This window comes from Gardnerella sp. DNF00354 (genome assembly GCF_049262755.1).
Taxonomy (GTDB): domain Bacteria; phylum Actinomycetota; class Actinomycetes; order Actinomycetales; family Bifidobacteriaceae; genus Bifidobacterium; species Bifidobacterium vaginale.
Window position 1 is genome coordinate 589,972 of record NZ_CP058402.1, and the last position, 19,066, is coordinate 609,037.

Sequence of the window (19,066 nt, forward strand, 5' to 3'; positions counted from 1 at the left end):
GATCTTTATTTCCATCACATATCCTAGCTCATTCCCGCACCGCATGAAAGATGACTTAAAATATATGCAAAAAGATGCAGTAATTTGTAAAAATTTAATGTAATAATTCCTATAATTGCGACACGCCGAATTGGTTTTGGCTCTTCACATCCGTAACGCACTTTATATTTATACGTATGGGTTATGAATCGGTGAGTGCGTTAATTGTATTAATCATCATCATAGCCTTAATGTTTGGTTGGTTGCCTAAGCGCACTGTTAACAGCATGAAGTCAATGTTGGAACACAGCGAAGATAGGTATTCACCTTCGCTGCATATTGTGGATGAGCGTAGTGCTTCGCTGTTCCATGAGTGTAGTGGTGCGATGGCGAAAGGGGTTGGAATGCAACCGTCAGAGAAGCGATCGGATAAAAATAAGAACACTAAAAATAAGAGCAATAAGTCAAAGGTGTTAAGAGATAATTTTACTCCGCAACATGTTGCTCGTATTCGTGCTCTTCGTCGCGCTGCGGTTCGTCGTCGCCGTGTTTTGGTTTTTTCGCTTGTTTTCTTGACACTTGTGGTTCTTGTAGCTGGTTTGTCTGGATTATATTCTGCTTGGTTCGCTCTTATACCATTCGCTATGGTTTCAGCAGTTCTTTACTTTGGTTCTATTGCGGCAAAGCATGCGCGAGATTGGGAAGCGCGCGTTGCTGCTTATAACAAATCTGCTGGAGTGCCGCAAAACTATGGTAAAAAAGGTTATGGCGAATCTGGTGAATCTATTGTGGAACCAGTTTTTGACGCAATTGTCAATTCTGTTGTAGCTCATGAAGAAGAGTATCAAAATTATTCATCAGGTTCTGTTACACAATATTCGTCGAACACTCAAGACAATACAGAAACTTCTGTTATGCAGCAGCGTGAAATTAGTATGGCTTTAGAACGCGTCAATTCGCAGAATGCTAATGATTATGTATCTGCTGGTAATCAGTCATCGTCTTTGCCTGATGTATCTTATTCTTCTGGCGCGTCTGATTCGTCTGAATCTCATCAAGATTTAATATCTTTCTCGTTTGGGTCTGATTCTACAGAATATTCTTCAAATGACAAGAATAATGGTCCGTTAAGCTTGGAAATAAAGTCCACTAAGCAGGTTGCTAAGGCAATTTCAGCTAAAAAACCGCTTTCTACTAAAGAAGCTTCCGATAATAATGTGGAACCACCAGTTAGTACTGAAGATTCATTAGGAAAAGCTGATTTGCGAGATGTTTTAGCTCGTCGCACTGCATGAAAATAAGTTTAAAAGTAGATTAAAATACACATATTTTTAAAAAATTTTCCAAAATTTTAGCACTCTAGTTGGTAGAGTGCTAAAAACGCGCTATTATAAGTCACAGTGCGCGATAGTTTTGACGTGATCGTCAGCCTCGTCAATATTATTTGTGCGAATAGTTACATTTCTCTTAAGAAAGAGGTGGCGACAGTGTCGATTAAGCTCACACCGTTGGAAGATAAGATTATTGTTAAGCAAGCTCAGGCAGAAACTCAAACTGCTTCTGGCTTGTATATTCCAGATAACGCTAAGGAAAAGCCACAACAGGGCGAAGTATTGGCTGTTGGACCAGGTCGTCGCGACGACAAGGGTGAGCGCATTCCTATGGACGTTAAAGTTGGAGACAAGGTTCTTTACTCCAAGTATGGCGGCACAGAAGTTCATTACGAAGGCGAAGATTATTTAATTGTTTCGTCTCGTGACGTTCTTGCAATCCTTGGCTGATTTTTGATTAATTGTTTGGTTGATTGCTTTGTTAATCGCTTGTAATTAATCAAATAATATTTGAATCTATTTAACGCTGAAAATAACGGTTCGCCGCTGTTTTCAGCGTTTTTGCTTAATTTGTTTAAGACGCGACTATTATAAAATCATGGATTACAAACACCGCAGTATTTTAGATAGTTTGCCAAATTACAAGCAAGGCAAACCAGCGCCCGCATTAGACGGCATTCGCGCATATAAGATTTCGAGCAACGAAAACCCATTTGAGCCGTTAGAAAGTGTGAAAAACGCCATTTCTAGTCGCGCATTAGATGTTATTAATCGTTACCCAAATATGCGTGGAACAGAAGTTGTAGAAGAGTTAGCTAAAAAGTTTAGCGTTACTCCTGATGAAGTTGTGCTTGGCTGCGGCTCCACGGAGGTTATTACGCAGCTCGTAGACTTAGTCGCGGGTCCTGGAGACGAAGTTATATACCCTTGGAGAAGCTTTGAGGCATATCCAATTATTGTTACGGGTGCTGGCGCTACAAGCGTTAAAATTCCTAATCGCGCAGATGGATCGCACGATGTGGACGCAATGATTGATGCAATTAATGAGCGCACGCGTCTTGTTATTTTGAACAATCCAAACAATCCTACATCCGCGCAACTTTCTGATGAGGATGCTAGAAAGGTTTTGGATGCTGTACCAAGCGACGTTTTGGTGCTTATTGACGAAGCGTATGTGCAATTTAACAACGCAAAAGGCACGGCAGATGGCATGCAACTTTACCGCGAATATCCAAACGTTGTTGTTGCTCAAACATTCTCTAAGGCATACGGTTTAGCTGGCTTACGCATTGGATACGCTATTGGCGCTGCAGATGTTGTAGACGGCATGAGAAAAGTGGCTGTTCCGTTTGGAGTAAGCCAAATTGCACAAGTGGCTGCCATTGCCTCTTTGGAACCTCAAGCGCTTGTAGAGATGCACAATCGCGTAGATGCGCTTGTTAAGGAGCGTAATCGCGTTGTAAGCGGTTTGCGTGAACAAGGGTGGAATATTGCCGAGCCGTATGCAAACTTCTTCTGGATGCCGTTTGGTGAAGACACAGAGCGAGCTAATCAGCGTTTTGTTGATGCAGGTCTTTCTGTGCGAGCTTTTGCTGGAGAAGGTATTCGCATAACAATTGCGGAAACCGAAGCAAATGACCGTGTTCTTAAAATATGCGAGTCTTTAAAGAAAGATGGTTTTTTGCTTAAATAATCATATTTTTGACTGCATTTAGATGCGGTTTTTGCCTTTCGGCGTGTCTTAATCTTGCATTAGTCTCGCGTTCGTGGCAAAATAACAAAGTTGCCGTTTGGAGATATTCTTCTCCGTTCGGAAACATTGGCGGGTTACCAGAGCGGCCAAATGGGACTGACTGTAAATCAGTTGCTTCGTGCTTCAGTGGTTCAAATCCACTACCCGCCACGCCTCGATAGCTCAGTGGTAGAGCACTTCCTTGGTAAGGAAGAGGTCGTGAGTCCGATTCTCACTCGAGGCTCTCTGGCGGGGTAGCTCAGCTGGCTAGAGCGTACGACTCATAATCGTAAGGTCAAGAGTTCGAGTCTCTTCCTCGCTACAATGGCCAGCAGGAGTTGGTCAACACACAACATTCTAGAGGTGAACGAAATGGCAAGTAAGAGCGCAGACATCCGTCCAGGCATTACGCTTGCATGCACGGAGTGCAAGGAGCGTAATTACATCACGACGAAGAATCGTCGTAATACGCCTGATCGTCTCGAGTTGAGCAAGTTCTGCCCACGTTGCGGCAAGCATACTCTCCATCGCGAGACTCGCTAAGCGAGTGAGCTTCGGCGAAGTTTTGTAGCTTTATTTACCCCGCGTTTTGCGGGGTTTTTTGTTATTTAGTGCTGTTAGGATTAGGCATATGAGTATGCAATCATCCTTATCGAAATCTGATAATCCAACTTTCGCAGACCTTACAACAATTGGGGTTGGGGGTAGTATTGCTCGTTTTGTAGAGCCTAATAGCAGGGTGGCTGTTATTGAAGCTGTAGAAGATGCCGATTGTGCGGGATTGCCATTGTGTGTTATTGGTGGTGGATCTAACATGCTCGTTAGCGACGAGTTGTTTAACGGAGTTGTTGTGCGCGATGCTCGGCGTGAAATTTGTGTTTTAGATGAGGCGGCTCCTAGCGAAGATGGCGTTGATAAGGATAGTGGAGATTGTTTAGTTCACGTTAGTGCAGAAGCAGGATGCAATTGGGATGATTTTGTATCGCATACGATTCAGCTTGGCTTAGAAGGCGTAGAAGCGCTATCTGGTATTCCTGGAACTGTTGGAGCATCTGTTGTGCAAAACATTGGCGCATATGGTGCGGAAGTGGCGCAAAGCGTTGAATGTGTAGAGGTTTGGGATCGTAAAGATAAAACAACTTTTTATATGAATCTTGCGGATCTTAAGTTTGGATACCGCACGTCTGTTCTTAAAAAAAGCATGTATAAGGCGCCTGGTGTTGCTGCCGATTGCTTCTTCCCAACGCCTAGATACGTTGTTTTATCTGTTACTTTTTGCTTAAAGCATTCAAAAACGGGGATTGTGGCACATTCTCAGCTTGCTCACGCGCTTGGCGTGCAAGTTGGCGATAGGATGGAAACATCTAAGATTCGTCGCGAAGTTTTGCGCGTTAGAGCGTCTAAGGGCATGCTTGAAGATGCTATGCGCTACGCAAATAAGTGGATGTGCTACGCAAAAAGCGAAAGCGGTGTTGAGTCTGCGGTTAGTCTTCAAAATGAAGACTATGTTTGTGGAGATTTGTTAGACGGCGATTCTAAGTATGCCGATCGTCATAGTTGTGGAAGTTTCTTTATGAATCCGATTTTGACAGAATCTCAGGCAGATTTGCTCCCAGAAGACGCTCCGCGATTTGACGCCACTTTGACAGATGGATCTAAGGGTGTCAAGACCTCTGCAGCATGGCTGATAGATCATTCTGGATTCTATAAAGGATTTAGGCTTACACAAAACAATGGTATAAAAAGTGAGGCTGGGTTGTCTTCTTTGCATACTTTGGCATTGACCAATCGCAATAATGCAAAATGCAAAGATATTGTTGATTTAGCGCGCAAAATCATAGATGGTGTTTATGATTCTTTTGGCGTAAAACTTGTTCCAGAGCCTGTTCTAATCGGCATTAACTTAGATTGTTAATGTAAGTTGTTAACACAAATTTAGCATAATTTAACATAATAAATCGCGATTTGTGTTGTGATTTTCCGCTGAACACAGTACTATGCTCTTTTAATATCGTAAAAATTATTGTTTGATTGCACTTAATGTGTGTTGAACTGTATTTTTTGCGATTAATAACATATATACCCTTATATGGAATGTTTTAGACGTAGTTTTAGAGAAGGTTGGATTATGCAAATATGGAGAAAAAAGTCTGTTGAACAGACTATTGCAGAAACAATGGATGGTGATCGCCATCTTAAGCGTACGTTAAATGCATGGGATTTGGCAGTTATGGGAGTAGCTGTGGCGGTTGGTGCTGGCATCTTCTCCGTTGGTGCTCAGGCTGCAGCGTTCCACGCAGGTCCTGCAGTTATTATTAGCTTTATCATCGCTGGTATTGTTTGCGGAACGGCTGCAATGTGCTACGCGGAGTTTGCTTCGATGATTCCTGTTGCTGGTTCTGCATACACCTTTACGTATACCACAGTAGGCGAGCTTATTGCTTGGATTATTGGTTGGGATATGATTCTGGAAATGCTTATGGCAGGATCCGTTATAGCCAAATATTGGGGCGTTTATCTTAACGATTTAATGCACTTGTTTGGTCTTAACGTATCTACTTCGGTAAAGCTAGGTAATTTTACTTTCGATCTTGCTCCAGTAGTTATCGTTGCATTCTTTACGATTATGCTTGTTGTTGGAACAAAGCTTTCTGCTCGTTTTGATGGCGCTTTAACAATCTTGAAGATTGGTATTGTTCTGTTCGTTGTTGTTGTTGGATTCTTCTACATTAAGGCTTCTAACTTCACTCCATTCGTTCCACCTGCAACAGATGTTGCTAGCGTTAAGGGAATCCACGTTTCTGGCACAATGAGCCAGCCGCTTTGGCAGTGGCTTACTGGCATGCAGCCAGCTGTTTACGGCGTTACTGGTATTCTTTCTGGCGCAGCACTTGTGTTCTTTGCATTTATTGGATTCGACGTTGTTGCAACTACGGCAGAAGAAACTAAGGACCCACACAAGAACATTCCTAAAGGCATTGGTCTTGGTCTTTTGATTGTGACTGTTCTTTACATTCTTGTTGCTGTTGTTACAACTGGCATGGTTTCGTACAAGGATTTGGCTAAGCAAGAGGCTCCTTCGCTTTCTACAAGCTTTGAGCTTGTAGGCGCAACTTGGGCAGCAAAGATTATTTCTCTTGGCATTGTAATCGGCTTAACAACTGTTGTTATGGTTCTTCTTCTTGGTCTTACGCGTATCGTGTTTGCTGTGAGCCGCGATGGTCTTCTTCCTCGTAGCTTCTCTAAGGTTAGCAAACGCGGTATTCCTGCACGTATTCAGATTGTTTCTGGCATTGTAGTTGCTATAATCGCTTCTACATTAGATATTGGAATTCTTTCTGATATGGTGAATATCGGTACGCTTTCTGCATTCTTGCTCGTTTCTGCTGGTGTTCCAATTATGCGTATGCGTAGACCAGATTTGCATCGATCCTTTATGGTTCCATGGAATCCAGTTTTACCTATTTTCGCTGCGCTTTCTACATTCTGGCTTATGCTAAACCTTTCCGTGCTTACATGGATTCGTTTTGCGATTTGGCTTGCAATCGGCTTTACTGTGTACTTCGGATATTCCTACCGCAATTCTTTGCTTGGAAGGCAACTTCGTAAAGCTAAGAAGCTTGGTGTTCCAGTAGAAACCTTGTTTACACAAGATGCTGCTGCCGCCGAAAAAGTTGCGGAAGGCGAGTCGGAAGACCAAGCGCGAGCTGAAGCTGCTCAAGAGGCGGCCGTTGGGTCTTCTCAAGAGGCTGCTCAGTAAGCTTTGCCTTTGATATATTAATTAGATATATTAATTTAACTGTATTGAGTCGGTATGCGATTACGTATGCCGACTCAATGCGTTTTGCACTCGTAACGTGAACTATAATAGAAGAGTTAGTTTATTTTTGAGTGTGAAAGTGTGCGTTTGTTATGCCTTATGTTATTGCAGAGCCATGCGTTGACGTTAAAGATAAAGCGTGTGTTGACGAGTGCCCTGTTGATTGCATTTACGAAGGCGATCGCACGCTTTACATAAACCCTAATGAATGCGTTGATTGTGGTGCTTGTGAACCAGCTTGTCCTGTAGAAGCCATTTTCTACGAGGACGATGTTCCAGAAGAATGGGAATGGTATAAAGACGCTGCAGTAGAGTACTTTAACAAACTTGGTGATTTAGGTGGAGCGCAAGAAGCTGGTCCATCTGGCTGGGATGAAGATCGTGTAGCTGCTCTTCCTAAAAGAGATGCTTAAATACCTAGTTGCGCCGCATTGTTTCCATATTTTTCTCTTACAGCATCTAAAACATGTTCTGCGTGACTTATTCGTGCATAAGTATTTTTTACTGCGTTTTCTCTAATTGGTGTTGGATTTTTGTATGTATCGTTGTTTATTGCGGTTTCTCTTTTGCTTTCTTCAAGAATGTCATTAATAGTTGGTTGAATGAACGTTTCGCTGCATTTTACAAGATTGCTGGCGCTTACTCCTGCCAGTCTAACTGGGCTTAATAAGCAAATATTATTTCCGCCTAATTTATGATTGTGTACTATAGGGTTTGCGTGCATTAACAATGCGTCAACGTGCTTATATAATTCATGGGAAGAATCCGTTGCGTTTCTTAACGTTTTAGATCTAGTAACATAGTGCAAATCACTGAATCGTAGCTTTAACGTGACAGTTTTGGTTGCCATATTGCGTTTGCGTAGTTCTTGCGCCACGTCATTGCAGCAGTGCCTGATCAGGTTTTTCACTGCTGCAATATCCGTGGTGTCAGAATTGAGAGTTTGTTCTGTACCGATGGATTTTTCTGGAACATGGGGCATGACTTGCCGATTATCGATTCCGCGCGAAGTGTTATAAAGCATTTGTGCAACAATCTTAGAGCCGGCAATTCGTTCCAGAGTCTTTTCATCTATATTTCTTAGTGTTTCTATACTATTTATTCCCCATGCTGCTAGCTTTTTTGCCAGAGCTGGTCCAATTCCTGGTATTGCTCGTAATGGCATTATTGACACAAAGTCAGCGTTGCGGTTCTGGGGGACAACCAGCATTCCATTTGGCTTTGCATTTGTTGATGCCATTTTTGCTATTAATTTATTGGATGCTATTCCCACTGAGCAGGTGATATGAAACTTACGCGCGACTTCGCTTCGTATCCATTCGCCTATAACAATAGGCGAATGCCAGCGTAAAAGTGCGGAGTTAACATCCATATAACATTCGTCTACAGAGACTCGTTCAACCCTATCTGTGATTTTTGAAAAAACCTCCTTAAAAATCCTAGATGAAATGGAAACGTAGTATGGCATATCTACCGGCAAGAAAATGCCATTAGGGCACAAGCTTCGTGCTCGCGCTGTAGGCATAGCTGAATTCACGCCATACTTACGTGCCTCGTAGCTGGCTGCCGAAACTACGGAGCGCGAACCTGTACCAATAATCACAGGTTTACCAAGTAACCTAGGATTACGCGCCGCCTCGAGTGATGCGTAAAACGCATCCATATCGATATGAAGTATTGTGCAGCCAGACGTGTCATGCCCCCAGTCGCGTTTAGCTGCTGTAACTCGCGGTGCTGTGCTCATGGATTTATAGTAGAACAAACGTTCGATTTTATCTATAGTGTGTCGTAATAAATTTTACGAAAAATATAGTCAAAATATGCAAATATAACTACTGCCGTGTAGGGTATGCTGTATGAAACAAATCATAGTGAACGCGCTAAATCGCATGCCTGTTTTGCTTATTGTTGTTGTAGAAGCGGCGATGGTTTATTTAGCAACATCAATAGCGAAAGTCGCGTTTAGTCAGCTCGATCCGTTGTATTCTGTGTGGTATCGCGTTGGATTTATGACTTTGTTTTTGCTTGCTTGGAGAAGACCTTTTTCGCACAAAAAACGCGCGCACAATTCTTTGCCTAAAACGTTAAAAGAATGGTTAATTGTTGTTGCAGTAGGAATTTCCGTTGTTCTTATGAATACCATGTTTTATTTAGCTATTAGTTGCATGGCTGTGGGGGTCGCAGTTACTATCGAGTTTGTAGGACCGCTTATGGTTGCTGTTATAACAGGTAAAACGTGGCGTGAGCGCATTGGTATAGTTATTGCCGCGTGTGGAATCGTGCTTCTTGCAAGCGCTTCTATGGGTTCTAATGAAAGTCCGCATTTTCTTGTTGGATTAGTTGCAATTCTTATTGGCGGATCCATGTGGGGAATGTATATTGTCTCTGGGCGAATGTTGGCTAGAGGTTCTAATGCTATAGACAGAGTTAGTGTAGCTATTTTAATTGGATGGTTGTTGCAGTCTAGCGTACTTGCGGTTCCTGCGATTTCTCATGTTATATACCCTAAGCCAGGAGCTACTTGGGCTGCACAGTCTGGCGGTTCTATAAAGCTTTTAGCTTTGATGGTTGTTATTGCGATATGCGCATCTTTTATTCCTACGCTGTTGGATCAGGTTCTTTTAAAGCGCGTGTCTTCGGCAAGATATTCTGTTATGCAGGCTTTATATCCTGCTATTGCGGCAGTTGTTGGAATGGGATTTGGAGAAGTGCCAACTTGGATTGATGTTTGTGGAATGGCTCTAGTTATGTTGGCTGTTGCGATTACATTTTCGGGAGACCATAATCCTGCATAAATCTTGCTGTTTGGCTATTCAATCCACTTTTGCGTGTTTGGTGTGTCGCTGAAGCATTGTGCACGTCCTCAAGAGGTGATATAGTCTGAATCTGTTGCTATCTTGAATAGCTACAAAGTGGAGTCATGCCTGAGTGGCCGATAGGGGCACCCTGCTAAGGTGTTAGTCGTGTAAGCGGCTCGAGAGTTCGAATCTCTCTGACTCCGCGGTTTTAGCTCTAAATCGTTGATTTTTCAATGATTTAGAGCTTTTTGCGTTTTGTGTAGATTCCCGTAATTACAATTTTTCCCTTGAGATATTTTGGGCTATAACCCCTGTTCTCCATTGAATAGTCGCAAGCAACCGCAATTATTGTGGATAACTCTGTGGATAAGTTGCCTTTAAAATAGGCTTTAACCACATTGATAGATTTTTATTTACATATGAAATTCCTTAAACCATAGTTAGACCCATGAGTGTTCTTGTAGCTCATCGTGACTAGCAAAATGTTGGTTACATTAATTGAAAACAATGTTAAGGAGTTTTTTATGGGAAAACATAGTGATAAAAAACCGCCAATCCTGCTGAGAAGTATGAGAAGTAAGCGCGTAAGACTTTTCTCATTATTTACAGCACTAGCTGCTTCAATTTCCATTGTGGTTGGTAACGGTGTAATTAGCGGAGCATATGCATTCGATACGATTCCTACGTATTCAAACACAATTACTGGTTGTGGAGTTGTGAGTAATTATCAGAGATTATCTGCAGTAGACGATAGGGACACGTATTGCGTTGATACTTATGCTGGGAATAGTCTTTATGCGGATACTTCTTGGAATCCTGTAATAAATAATCGTGAAGTTGCGATCGCTGCAATGATGATAAAGCTCAGCAATCGTGAAAACCAGTATAGAGATAAAGTAGCAATTGCCTATGCTATGCATGAGCATTTTGATTCTGATAAATCTAAATGGGAGGATGCTAAAAGGCGTTCGTTCAGTACTAAGGATTTTAGTGAAATAGCTGCTAAAGCTAATGAACTTTGGGAAGAAGCTGCTGGCAAAATTCCTACAAAGGTTTTATTCAAAGATGAAAGTTGGTATGGAAGTGATGTTGGTGAAATAAAGGTAAAAGCAGAAGGTATTACTAGAACAAGATATGACAGAAAAGATGGTGTTAAATTCAAAATAACAGCATCGAATAATAATGTTGTATTCCAAGATAATTCTTATTATGGCAATAAAGAAAAAACAAAAGAACGAAATGGTGTTATATCTACAAGCGAAGACTATGCAGATGATTTTAAATGGATCGCAAATGGAGAAGGAAAAGTTAATATTAAAGGCGAGTATTATCTCCCGAACTTAGAGAAACAAAATACAGAACATGGTTGTTATTTGCTTAGATTATCGCAATCTACTGTGAAATATGATTTTGATGGTTCAGTGTCGGTTGATGTTCATAGAGAATTCTACCCAACTGTTACTTCAAAATCAGACGTTAATGAGCTAAAACTAGGTGATTCGGTTGAAGATAAGGTTAAAATCGGTGTTAAGCATGAAGATAAAAATCCGTGGATAGAAAATAAGAAGATTCGCGCACGTGGATATTACTTTGTCGGTTCATATGACAGCATTCTAAAAGAACGAGCAGCAGGTGACAATGTATCAAATTATATAAAGAATTTGCGCGCTGATTCTACTATTAGACAAGTAGCTGCAAGTGATGTTTACTTTAACAAATTAGGTGAAGAAGTTAAAGCAATAGCTCATATAACAAATGGTGACATGAATCCAGAAAACCTCAAAAATTCTGCACAATATAAGGTTACTAATGAGGACGCTGGACTATTTGGAACATGGGTTTGGACTATTTCTAAAGATGAACAAGAAGATGATGTTAAAGGTTTTGTAGCTACTGATTTCATCGAAGGATTTGGTAAAACTAAATCTACATCGGCACATAAAGCAAAAATAAGCATAAAGCATATAAAAGATACTAAGAATAAAGATTCAAATAATGTATCAGACACAATAGTTGTTAGTGGTGTGCCAAAAGACTACGGAAAGTTTAATGGCAGTAAAGACTACGGTTTTAGCAGCGATGCAAAGATGAAAGTTCGACTTTGGTGGAATGCTAATTTAGATGAAAAATTAGATGCAGAACCTAATGAAGATTCCAATCACAGTAAGGTTGGAGAGTGGGAAGTTCCATTGCGAAATGGTACATATACACTTGCTGACGGAAAAATTATGTTGAAATACAAAGAAAATTCCTCAGCGGAAGAGAAAGTAGAAAAATTAGCCAGCATTGTGAACGTAAATGCTGGTAATACTGGAAAATCTGGATTATATGTATTTGTATATGATTTCCCTGGATCTTCTAGAGCAGAAGCGTTTAAAACGGCATATAACGATGAAGACAGTAGAAGCAGATTTACTCAAGAAAAAGAAGAGCATAAAACAGTAAATAATAATTCTGCAGGTAATACTGGTGATTCCAAGCCAAGTGGTGATAAGCCGAATGGTAATAAGCCAGATGGTGGTAATAAGCCGAGTGGAGATGTAAAGCCAAGTGGTGGAAATAAGCCAAATGGTGAAAATAAGCCGAATAGTGATTCCAAGCCAAGTGGTGAAAGTAAGCCAAGTGGTGATGCGAAGCCGAGCGGTGACGTTAAGCCAAATGGTGATAAGCCGAGCGGTGATTTAAAGCCGAGCGGTGAAAGTAAGCCGAGTGGTGATGCGAAACCAAGTGGAGATAAGCCAGATGGTGGTGATAAGCCTAGTAGTGGTAAGCCGAATGGTGACGTAAAGCCGAATGGTGGTAATAAAAGTGATAACGTATCTACGAATAACAATGATAATAAAGTAAACAACAATGATAATAAAGTAGAAGAATCTGGTGAAGTCACTAAGAATGAGATAGATCCAAAAACGTCTGCTGGAGGCGCTGTTGTAGACAATATCGTCAACAAGCAAGACTCTCATGATCAAGGTGCGCAACAAAATAATAAACAAGATACTCAGTCAGATACGCAGCCAAATATGCAGCCAAATACTAATCAAAATACACAAAGTCAAGGCAATAGTACCCAAACTGCGCAGAATCAAGGTGGCCAAAATGCTGGTTCGCAAAAACAACATCAGCAAACTGGTGATGTTGAAGGTAAACAAAATAGCAATATTAATGTAGATAGTTCTCAGAGTGGTTCTGATTCTCATTCTGCTGTTAATAGTGATAATACAAATGTAAACGGTTCTTCGCAAAAGAATAATGAAAGTAACAAAGTCGATAAAAGTGATAAAGAAAATAATGCTGGCGTAGTAGATAAAACAAACGCAGGTAAATCAGGTAAATCAGATAATGCAGGTAAATCAGATAATGCAAGAAACGCTGGTAGTGCTGGTAAATCAGATAAATCTGTGAATGCAGAGAATACACAAAACGCCGATAATGAGAATTTGAGTAGCAAAAATGTTCACAGTGATAAAGCAGATAAGTCATCTAAGAAAGATTCTGGTAGTAGCGTAACTGGGCATAAAGTCAATACGAATAGTGATAAAAAAGATGGTCGCACAACAAAGAGAACAGCTTCTGCAGCGGTTTCCAGCCTAAATACTGATGAACAGAATGATGATAAATCTAAAAAAGAAGCATCTGATTTAGGATCTGAGTCTCTTGCAGAAAGCCAATCAGAGTATACAAATACAAAAAGGAATAAGCGCAGGCATGCTCGTGCAGGTGTTGTAAGTGCCACATCTTTATTTAATGCTGGTATAAAAATTGAGAGTGTCTTGATGCTTTCTATGGCAGTATTACTTATTGCTGGTTCTATAGTTTTGGGAAAAAATATATATCGCGTTGTATATTAACAAAATATTAAATACAAATAAAATTGTTGCGTTGTATAATATGCATAATTTATTCTGTAGATATCGTTTTCTATAGATATAGTTTATTGATGTGGCGTAGTTTATGCATGCATACTATACAACGCACAATTTTGATATAGACAATATGTAAGAAGTGCTGTTTATACTACGAGGTTTTATATGAGCGACTACAACATAGATAAAGAAAAAATGTTGGTTCGTCTACATAGGGTATGTGGACAGGTTCATGCTGTTGAGAATATGATCGAAAAGGGAGAAGATTATACAAATATTCTTATGCAGCTTTCTGCTTCTACTGCAGCTCTTAGAGCTGTTGCTCTTATAGTTGCTCATCAGGAAATCTCAAAAGCTTTAGAGGCGGCGCAAAATGCTTCAGATCAAAAAGTTACAGACAAGAAAGTTGCCGAACTCGTTGATGTTGTAGATCATTTAATGAGATACGATAAATCGTGATTTGTGATTCTAACGGTTTCGTATGATTTATCGATAGCGTTTAAACTGTTTGAATTGAAAACGATTTGAATATTAAGTATGAATAATATGCGAACCGTAACTGATTTATGCGAAAATCCTGCGCACTTTGCTTTCGTGGAAAAGAAGTCTGAATTTATTTCAGATGCTTGCCATATAACAACTCTTGAAGAAGCAATAGATTTTGTAGAGTCTATTAGGCTAAAACATCCTAAGGCGCGGCACGTGGCTTATGCTGCTGTGTGCGGAGACAATAATGGCAGACTGTGTGAGCGCATGAGTGACGACGGAGAGCCTTCAGGTACTGCTGGGAAGCCTATTCTAGATGTTGTAAGGGCTTCTAATCTTACAGATACAGTTGTAACAGTTACGCGTTATTTTGGTGGGATTTTGCTTGGCTCTGGTGGGTTGATGCGCGCTTATTCACATGCAGCAGCTGGCGCTATACAGTCGAGCAAAATGGCAGATATCATAGAATGTAATTGTTTTTCTTGCAAAGTCGAATATACTCAGCTAAGAATGTTTAAACGCTTATTGCTAAAACATAACGCAGAAATTATGGATGAAGAATACGGAATTTCTGTAGATTTAAAGGTTTGTGTTCCTTTTGAAGAGTCAGACAGATTTTTAGAATCAGTAAAAAATACATTTTCAGCTATAGTAATTCCTAAATCATGTGGTGTTTACAGTAGGATTTCCTGATAAAGTTTTTCTCACCTTGTCTGTTTTAGAATTTGTGGCGTAAAACTGATACATTATATTGGATATTGGTAGCTAAAAGGTTGGTGAGTAGATTATGAGTGATATACAAGATCAAAATAATCTTGAACACAATGATGATTCGCGTAGTAATTCTCATGACGATTCTCATGAAATTTATGAGCCTTTGACATCTATTTATGAGCGTTTACGCCACTCCAGTAATTCTAAAGAGCTTCACGAATTTGCTGTAAAAGAACTCCCAGATAGAGCAGATCAAGCAGAATTTTCTAGGGCTACGGCATTACTAGAAGCTGTAGCAGGGAACATAAATACTCCAGAAGAAGATCGTATTCATCTCGCAACAGTGATGCCATTCCCTAATATTTTGGTTAAACTTTCACAAGACAAATCTGATAATGTTCGTTTAGCTGTTGCTAAAAATCGTAATGCTAAAAATTGGCTAGTAGGAAGACTTACTAAAGATTCTTGCGGAGAAGTTAGAGATGCTGCGTTGTGCAATCCGCAGACATCATGGAAAATGCGTCTCGAGGGTGCTCAAACCGAAGGCGTTGGGTCAAAAACATTAGATTACTTAGCCTCACTTGGTGTAGGTGAAGAAAGTAAGGATTCGCCAGTACTTTCCGCAATGGTAAGAAGAGCAGTGGCGCTTAATCCTGGTGTGTCGCAGCCAACATTGATGGCTTTGTCAAAAGACAAAGACCCAGATGTTTCCTCTGCCGCATTAGAAGTTTTAAATAAATAAAGTTTTAAATAAATAAAAAAATTTAGATAAGTCTTGAGTGTAAAATTAAATTAAACAATAATTGCATACGTTTGCATAAAAAACTCACATATATACTACGATGGAAACTATGAACAATAAAAATGAAGAAAGTACTCAGCAAACAAGCCCATTAAGGCGTTTGGCTGAGTTAATGGGAGTACGCTCCAAATTCGTTGGATCGGATGGAATAGAACATCAGATTGCTGATAACGTGCTTGTAAAAGTATTGCGCTCTCTGTGCGTAGATGCAAGTACTGATAAAGCGATTGAAGAATCAATGCAGAAGATTCTTTTGGAACGTCATACACGTTTAGTTGCTCCAACGGTGTTGCATACAGTTGGTAAAGAAGACACTGTTATAATCAACACAGGTATTTTGGAGTATCCTACAGCAACTTTGATATTGGAAGATGGAGAACAGTACCAAGGTGACTTGCAGATTTCTCCATGCAAAGATGATGTTGCGTTCCCTGTTAATGGCACTTTTGTGGCAAGCTCTTTGTTGACAATTCCAGCAGACGTGCCTATGGGGTATCACACTTTACGAATAAGCGTCGCGGATCGAGTAGAAGAGGCGTCACTTATTAGTGCTCCGGAAAGCATTGATACTCTAGAAAAGCTTGAAAAAGATGGAAAGCAGATTTGGGGATGGATGGCTCAGCTTTATTCCATTCGTTCTTCTAAGTCTTGGGGTGTTGGTGATTACGCAGATTTAGCTGATCTTCTTGTGCAATCAAAGAAAAAAACAGGTGCAGATTTTGTGCTTGTAAACCCATTGCATGCAGGTGAACCAGTTGCACCATTAACACCGTCTCCTTATTTGCCAGTCGCAAGAGGAATGGTTAATGTAACCTATATTCGCCCAGAAATAATTCCAGAATATGATTCGCTTAATGATAAGGATCGTAAGACTGTTGACGATCTTCATAACGAAGTAGAGCCTCTTAATAATGATGCTCAAATTGTTGATCGAGACTCCATGTGGCGAGTAAAAATGCATGCTTTGTGGATTATTTTTAAGTCTGGACTTTCTGCTGAACGCTCCGAAGAATTTGAAGCATTTAAGCAGGACATGGGTGAGCGTCTTGAATCTTATGCAACTTGGTGCCTTTGCTACGATAAGTGGGGTGCTCCTAAGGGGGAAGACTGCTGGGAGAAGCATCTTACTAAAGATTCCGATGAGATTAGCGCTTTATGTAAACAATTCCCAGATACTCTAGAGTTTTATCGTTGGCTTGAGTGGATTGCGTTTACGCAATTGCATGATGCTCAAGTTGCAGCTAAAAATGCGGGTATGCGCATTGGCATTATGTCGGATATGGCTGTTGGCGTGCATCCTGCAGGCTCCGAGGTTTGGTGGAATCCAGAGCGATTTGCCAATGGTGCTTGCGTAGGTGCGCCTCCTGATTACTTCAATCAGCAGGGTCAAAACTGGTCTCAGCCTCCGCTTAATCCATTCGAGCTTGAGCGCACTGGATTTAAAGTGTACAAAGATATGGTTCACGGAATGTTTGCGTCTGCTGGTGCTGTGCGAATTGACCATATTCTTGGGCTTTTCCGCTTATGGTGGATTCCAGAAGGATCTACTCCAGGTGATGGAGCTTACGTTTACTATGATGCAGACGTTATGCTTGGCATTCTTGCGATTGAAGCCACGCGCGCAAATGGTGTTGTAGTTGGAGAAGACCTTGGTGTTGTGCCAGCTGAAACTTTGGAAGTTTTGGCTAAGAATAAGGTTCTTGGATGCACGGTTGAGTGGTTTGAACAGAGGGATGGTGCATTCCGCGAGCCTAAGAAGTGGCGCGAAATGACGCTTGCTTCTGTAAATACTCACGATTTGCCACCTGCTGCAGGATACTTAAACTACGAGCACGTTAATATTCGCGAGCGTTTGAATCTTCTTTCGGGATCCGTAGAAGAATTCCGCGCTGGTGCTGTTAAAGAGCATAATGCGATGCTGAAAATGCTTGTTTCTGGAGGTTTCTTAGACAAGAAGGCTCTAGAAAATGAATCTGAGCATGAGCAAGAGATTGTAGAAGCATTATATCGAGCACTTAAAGCTGCTCCTTCCAAGCTGCTTGCTGCATCCATTGTTGATGCAACGGGTGAGCATCGTGCTCAAAATCAGCCTGGTACCAATGATGAATATCCAAATTGGCGTATTCCTTTGGCTGATGCTAATTGTAATCCTGTTCTTTTAGACAACTTATTTGACTTGCCTAGAGTTAAGTCTTTAGCGCAAATCATGAATAAGTAGTTCTAGATGCGTGATTAATTGCGGGCTGTAGCGTTTGTTGATATTCGCGAGCGTTGCAGTCCGCATTGTATGTAAAATAGAAACTTGCAAATAGTCGTCATATGGCGATATACTTGCAGATTGTTGTGTTTCCCTAAGGGGTCCTTCAAAGCGCTTTTCCCACTCGCCATCGAGGACTTTCAGGGAGCCCACGGATTATGAGCAGCATATCTCCTATAAACCAAGAGGATATAAAGCTCGAAACACAATAGAGAAAAGGTACGATTGTGAAGACTTTCACACCGAAACCAGCAGATTTAACTCATGACTGGTATATTATCGACGCCACTGATGTGGTGCTTGGTCGTTTGGCTTCCCAGGTAGCCATTTTGCTGCGTGGTAAGAATAAGCCAACATTTGCTCCTCATGCTGATTCTGGCAATCACGTCATTATCATTAATGCAGATAAGATTGCTTTAACTGGCAATAAGTTGAGCAAGGAATTGTATTCTCACTCTGGTCGTCCAGGTGGACTTCGTCGCGATAGCTATGCTGAGCTTTTGGAGAAGAATCCAAAGCGCATCATCGTTTCCGCTGTGAGGGGAATGCTTCCAAAGAATCGTCTTGCTAAGGTTCAGCTTGATCGCCTTCGTGTGTTCACTGGTGCTGAGCATCCTCATATTTCGCAAAAACCACAGGTCTTCGAGATCTCTCAGGTCTCTCAGCAGGCTAAGTGAATCGTAAGGAGAATATGATTATGGTAGATAACAACAACTCCGCGGTTCTTGAGAATGAAGAAGAACTGACTAGCTATACAACTGAGACAAACGCTGGCGCAGGCACTGGTACTTCTGCCGTTGCTCCAGGCTATGGCACTGGTCGTCGTAAGGAAGCCGTTGCTCGCGTTCGTTTGATTCCAGGCACTGGCAAGTGGACTATTAATGGTCGCGCTCTTGAGGAATACTTCCCATCTCGCTTATTGCAGCGTGAAGTTAATTCCCCATTTGTGCTTTTGAAGCTTGAAGGTAAGTTCGACGTTGTCGTCTTGGTAGACGGTGGCGGCACCACTGGTCAGGCAGGTGCAATCCGTTTGGGTGTTGCTCGTGCTTTGAATGCTATTGACCGTGATGCAAACCGTGCTTCCTTGAAGAAGGCTGGCTTCTTGACTCGCGACGCTCGCGTTGTGGAGCGCAAGAAGGCTGGTTTGCACAAGGCACGTCGTGCACCTCAGTTCTCAAAGCGTTGAGCTGCGAAGAATTTATATTTTCAATGGCTTCTGGCTTTTGCTGGAAGCCATTTTTGTATCTAATGCGGTTGAATGTTCTAAATGTTATTAATCGTTTA

The 19,066-nt window shown here is 41.2% G+C and carries 16 protein-coding genes and 4 tRNA genes; 19 read left to right on the top strand and 1 reads right to left on the bottom strand.

Translation table 11 applies throughout. The annotated features are described in order from the left end of the window. Positions 1–230 precede the first annotated feature (230 nt). From HXT24_RS02360 to fdxA, 10 genes are all read left to right on the top strand, one after another. Positions 231–1,274, top strand: a complete 1,044-nt coding sequence (locus HXT24_RS02360) for a hypothetical protein (protein WP_422119600.1) — start codon at positions 231–233, stop codon at positions 1,272–1,274. Positions 1,275–1,466: 192 nt separating this feature from the next. Next, positions 1,467–1,760 (top strand): co-chaperone GroES, encoded by a 294-nt coding sequence (groES, locus tag HXT24_RS02365; protein ID WP_004114319.1) that lies wholly within the window; start codon positions 1,467–1,469, stop codon positions 1,758–1,760. A gap of 148 nt (positions 1,761–1,908) precedes the next feature. Further along, positions 1,909–3,003 (top strand): histidinol-phosphate transaminase, encoded by a 1,095-nt coding sequence (gene hisC, locus HXT24_RS02370; protein ID WP_422119552.1) that lies wholly within the window; start codon positions 1,909–1,911, stop codon positions 3,001–3,003. A 128-nt stretch (positions 3,004–3,131) separates the two neighbouring features. Next, a tRNA-Tyr gene (locus HXT24_RS02375) sits at positions 3,132–3,213 on the top strand. Between the two features lies 1 nt (position 3,214). Beyond that, positions 3,215–3,286, top strand: a tRNA-Thr gene (locus HXT24_RS02380). A 4-nt stretch (positions 3,287–3,290) separates the two neighbouring features. After that, positions 3,291–3,364 (top strand) — tRNA-Met (locus HXT24_RS02385). 50 nt (positions 3,365–3,414) lie between these two features. Then, a complete protein-coding gene (gene rpmG, locus HXT24_RS02390) occupies positions 3,415–3,585 on the top strand; it encodes a 50S ribosomal protein L33 (protein ID WP_004114322.1) in 171 nt (56 codons plus the stop codon). Between the two features lie 88 nt (positions 3,586–3,673). Next, on the top strand, positions 3,674–4,957 hold the full coding sequence (locus HXT24_RS02395; RefSeq protein WP_422119553.1) for an FAD-binding protein: 1,284 nt from the start codon (positions 3,674–3,676) through the stop codon (positions 4,955–4,957). 213 nt (positions 4,958–5,170) lie between these two features. Then, positions 5,171–6,802 (top strand): APC family permease, encoded by a 1,632-nt coding sequence (locus tag HXT24_RS02400; protein WP_004124285.1) that lies wholly within the window; start codon positions 5,171–5,173, stop codon positions 6,800–6,802. A 152-nt stretch (positions 6,803–6,954) separates the two neighbouring features. Continuing rightward, entirely contained in the window at positions 6,955–7,275 is a 321-nt protein-coding gene (gene fdxA / locus HXT24_RS02405) for a ferredoxin (RefSeq protein WP_004114327.1), read from the top strand. Here the strand turns inward: fdxA and dinB are convergent. Beyond that, positions 7,272–8,606 carry a DNA polymerase IV gene (gene dinB / locus HXT24_RS02410; RefSeq protein ID WP_422119554.1) on the bottom strand — a complete coding sequence of 445 codons (1,335 nt, stop codon included), beginning with the start codon at positions 8,604–8,606 and terminating at the stop codon, positions 7,272–7,274. The two genes, fdxA and dinB, sit on opposite strands and share 4 nt — an antisense overlap. 112 nt (positions 8,607–8,718) lie before the next feature. Between dinB and HXT24_RS02415 the strand changes: the two genes are divergently transcribed. The 9 genes from HXT24_RS02415 to rpsI all read left to right on the top strand — a co-directional run bounded on the left by HXT24_RS02415 (position 8,719) and on the right by rpsI (position 18,968). Then, positions 8,719–9,657 carry an EamA family transporter gene (locus HXT24_RS02415; RefSeq protein ID WP_004114330.1) on the top strand — a complete coding sequence of 313 codons (939 nt, stop codon included), beginning with the start codon at positions 8,719–8,721 and terminating at the stop codon, positions 9,655–9,657. Between the two features lie 119 nt (positions 9,658–9,776). Beyond that, a tRNA-Ser gene (locus HXT24_RS02420) sits at positions 9,777–9,863 on the top strand. A 321-nt stretch (positions 9,864–10,184) separates the two neighbouring features. Then, positions 10,185–13,508: a hypothetical protein gene (locus HXT24_RS02425; RefSeq protein ID WP_422119555.1), complete on the top strand. Its 3,324-nt coding sequence runs from the start codon at positions 10,185–10,187 to the stop codon at positions 13,506–13,508. Between the two features lie 180 nt (positions 13,509–13,688). Continuing rightward, positions 13,689–13,982 carry a metal-sensitive transcriptional regulator gene (locus HXT24_RS02430; RefSeq protein ID WP_004114342.1) on the top strand — a complete coding sequence of 98 codons (294 nt, stop codon included), beginning with the start codon at positions 13,689–13,691 and terminating at the stop codon, positions 13,980–13,982. Between the two features lie 78 nt (positions 13,983–14,060). After that, positions 14,061–14,702 (top strand): IMPACT family protein, encoded by a 642-nt coding sequence (locus HXT24_RS02435; protein WP_422119556.1) that lies wholly within the window; start codon positions 14,061–14,063, stop codon positions 14,700–14,702. A 94-nt stretch (positions 14,703–14,796) separates the two neighbouring features. Then, complete coding sequence (locus HXT24_RS02440; RefSeq protein ID WP_353582564.1) at positions 14,797–15,465, top strand: AbrB family transcriptional regulator; 669 nt, start codon at positions 14,797–14,799, stop codon at positions 15,463–15,465. A 109-nt stretch (positions 15,466–15,574) separates the two neighbouring features. Next, on the top strand, positions 15,575–17,743 hold the full coding sequence (malQ, locus tag HXT24_RS02445) for a 4-alpha-glucanotransferase (RefSeq protein ID WP_004116056.1): 2,169 nt from the start codon (positions 15,575–15,577) through the stop codon (positions 17,741–17,743). 266 nt (positions 17,744–18,009) lie between these two features. Continuing rightward, positions 18,010–18,459 carry a 50S ribosomal protein L13 gene (rplM, locus tag HXT24_RS02450; RefSeq protein ID WP_004114349.1) on the top strand — a complete coding sequence of 150 codons (450 nt, stop codon included), beginning with the start codon at positions 18,010–18,012 and terminating at the stop codon, positions 18,457–18,459. Between the two features lie 20 nt (positions 18,460–18,479). Next, positions 18,480–18,968 (top strand): 30S ribosomal protein S9, encoded by a 489-nt coding sequence (gene rpsI, locus HXT24_RS02455; protein WP_004114350.1) that lies wholly within the window; start codon positions 18,480–18,482, stop codon positions 18,966–18,968. The last annotated feature ends 98 nt before the right edge of the window (positions 18,969–19,066 follow it).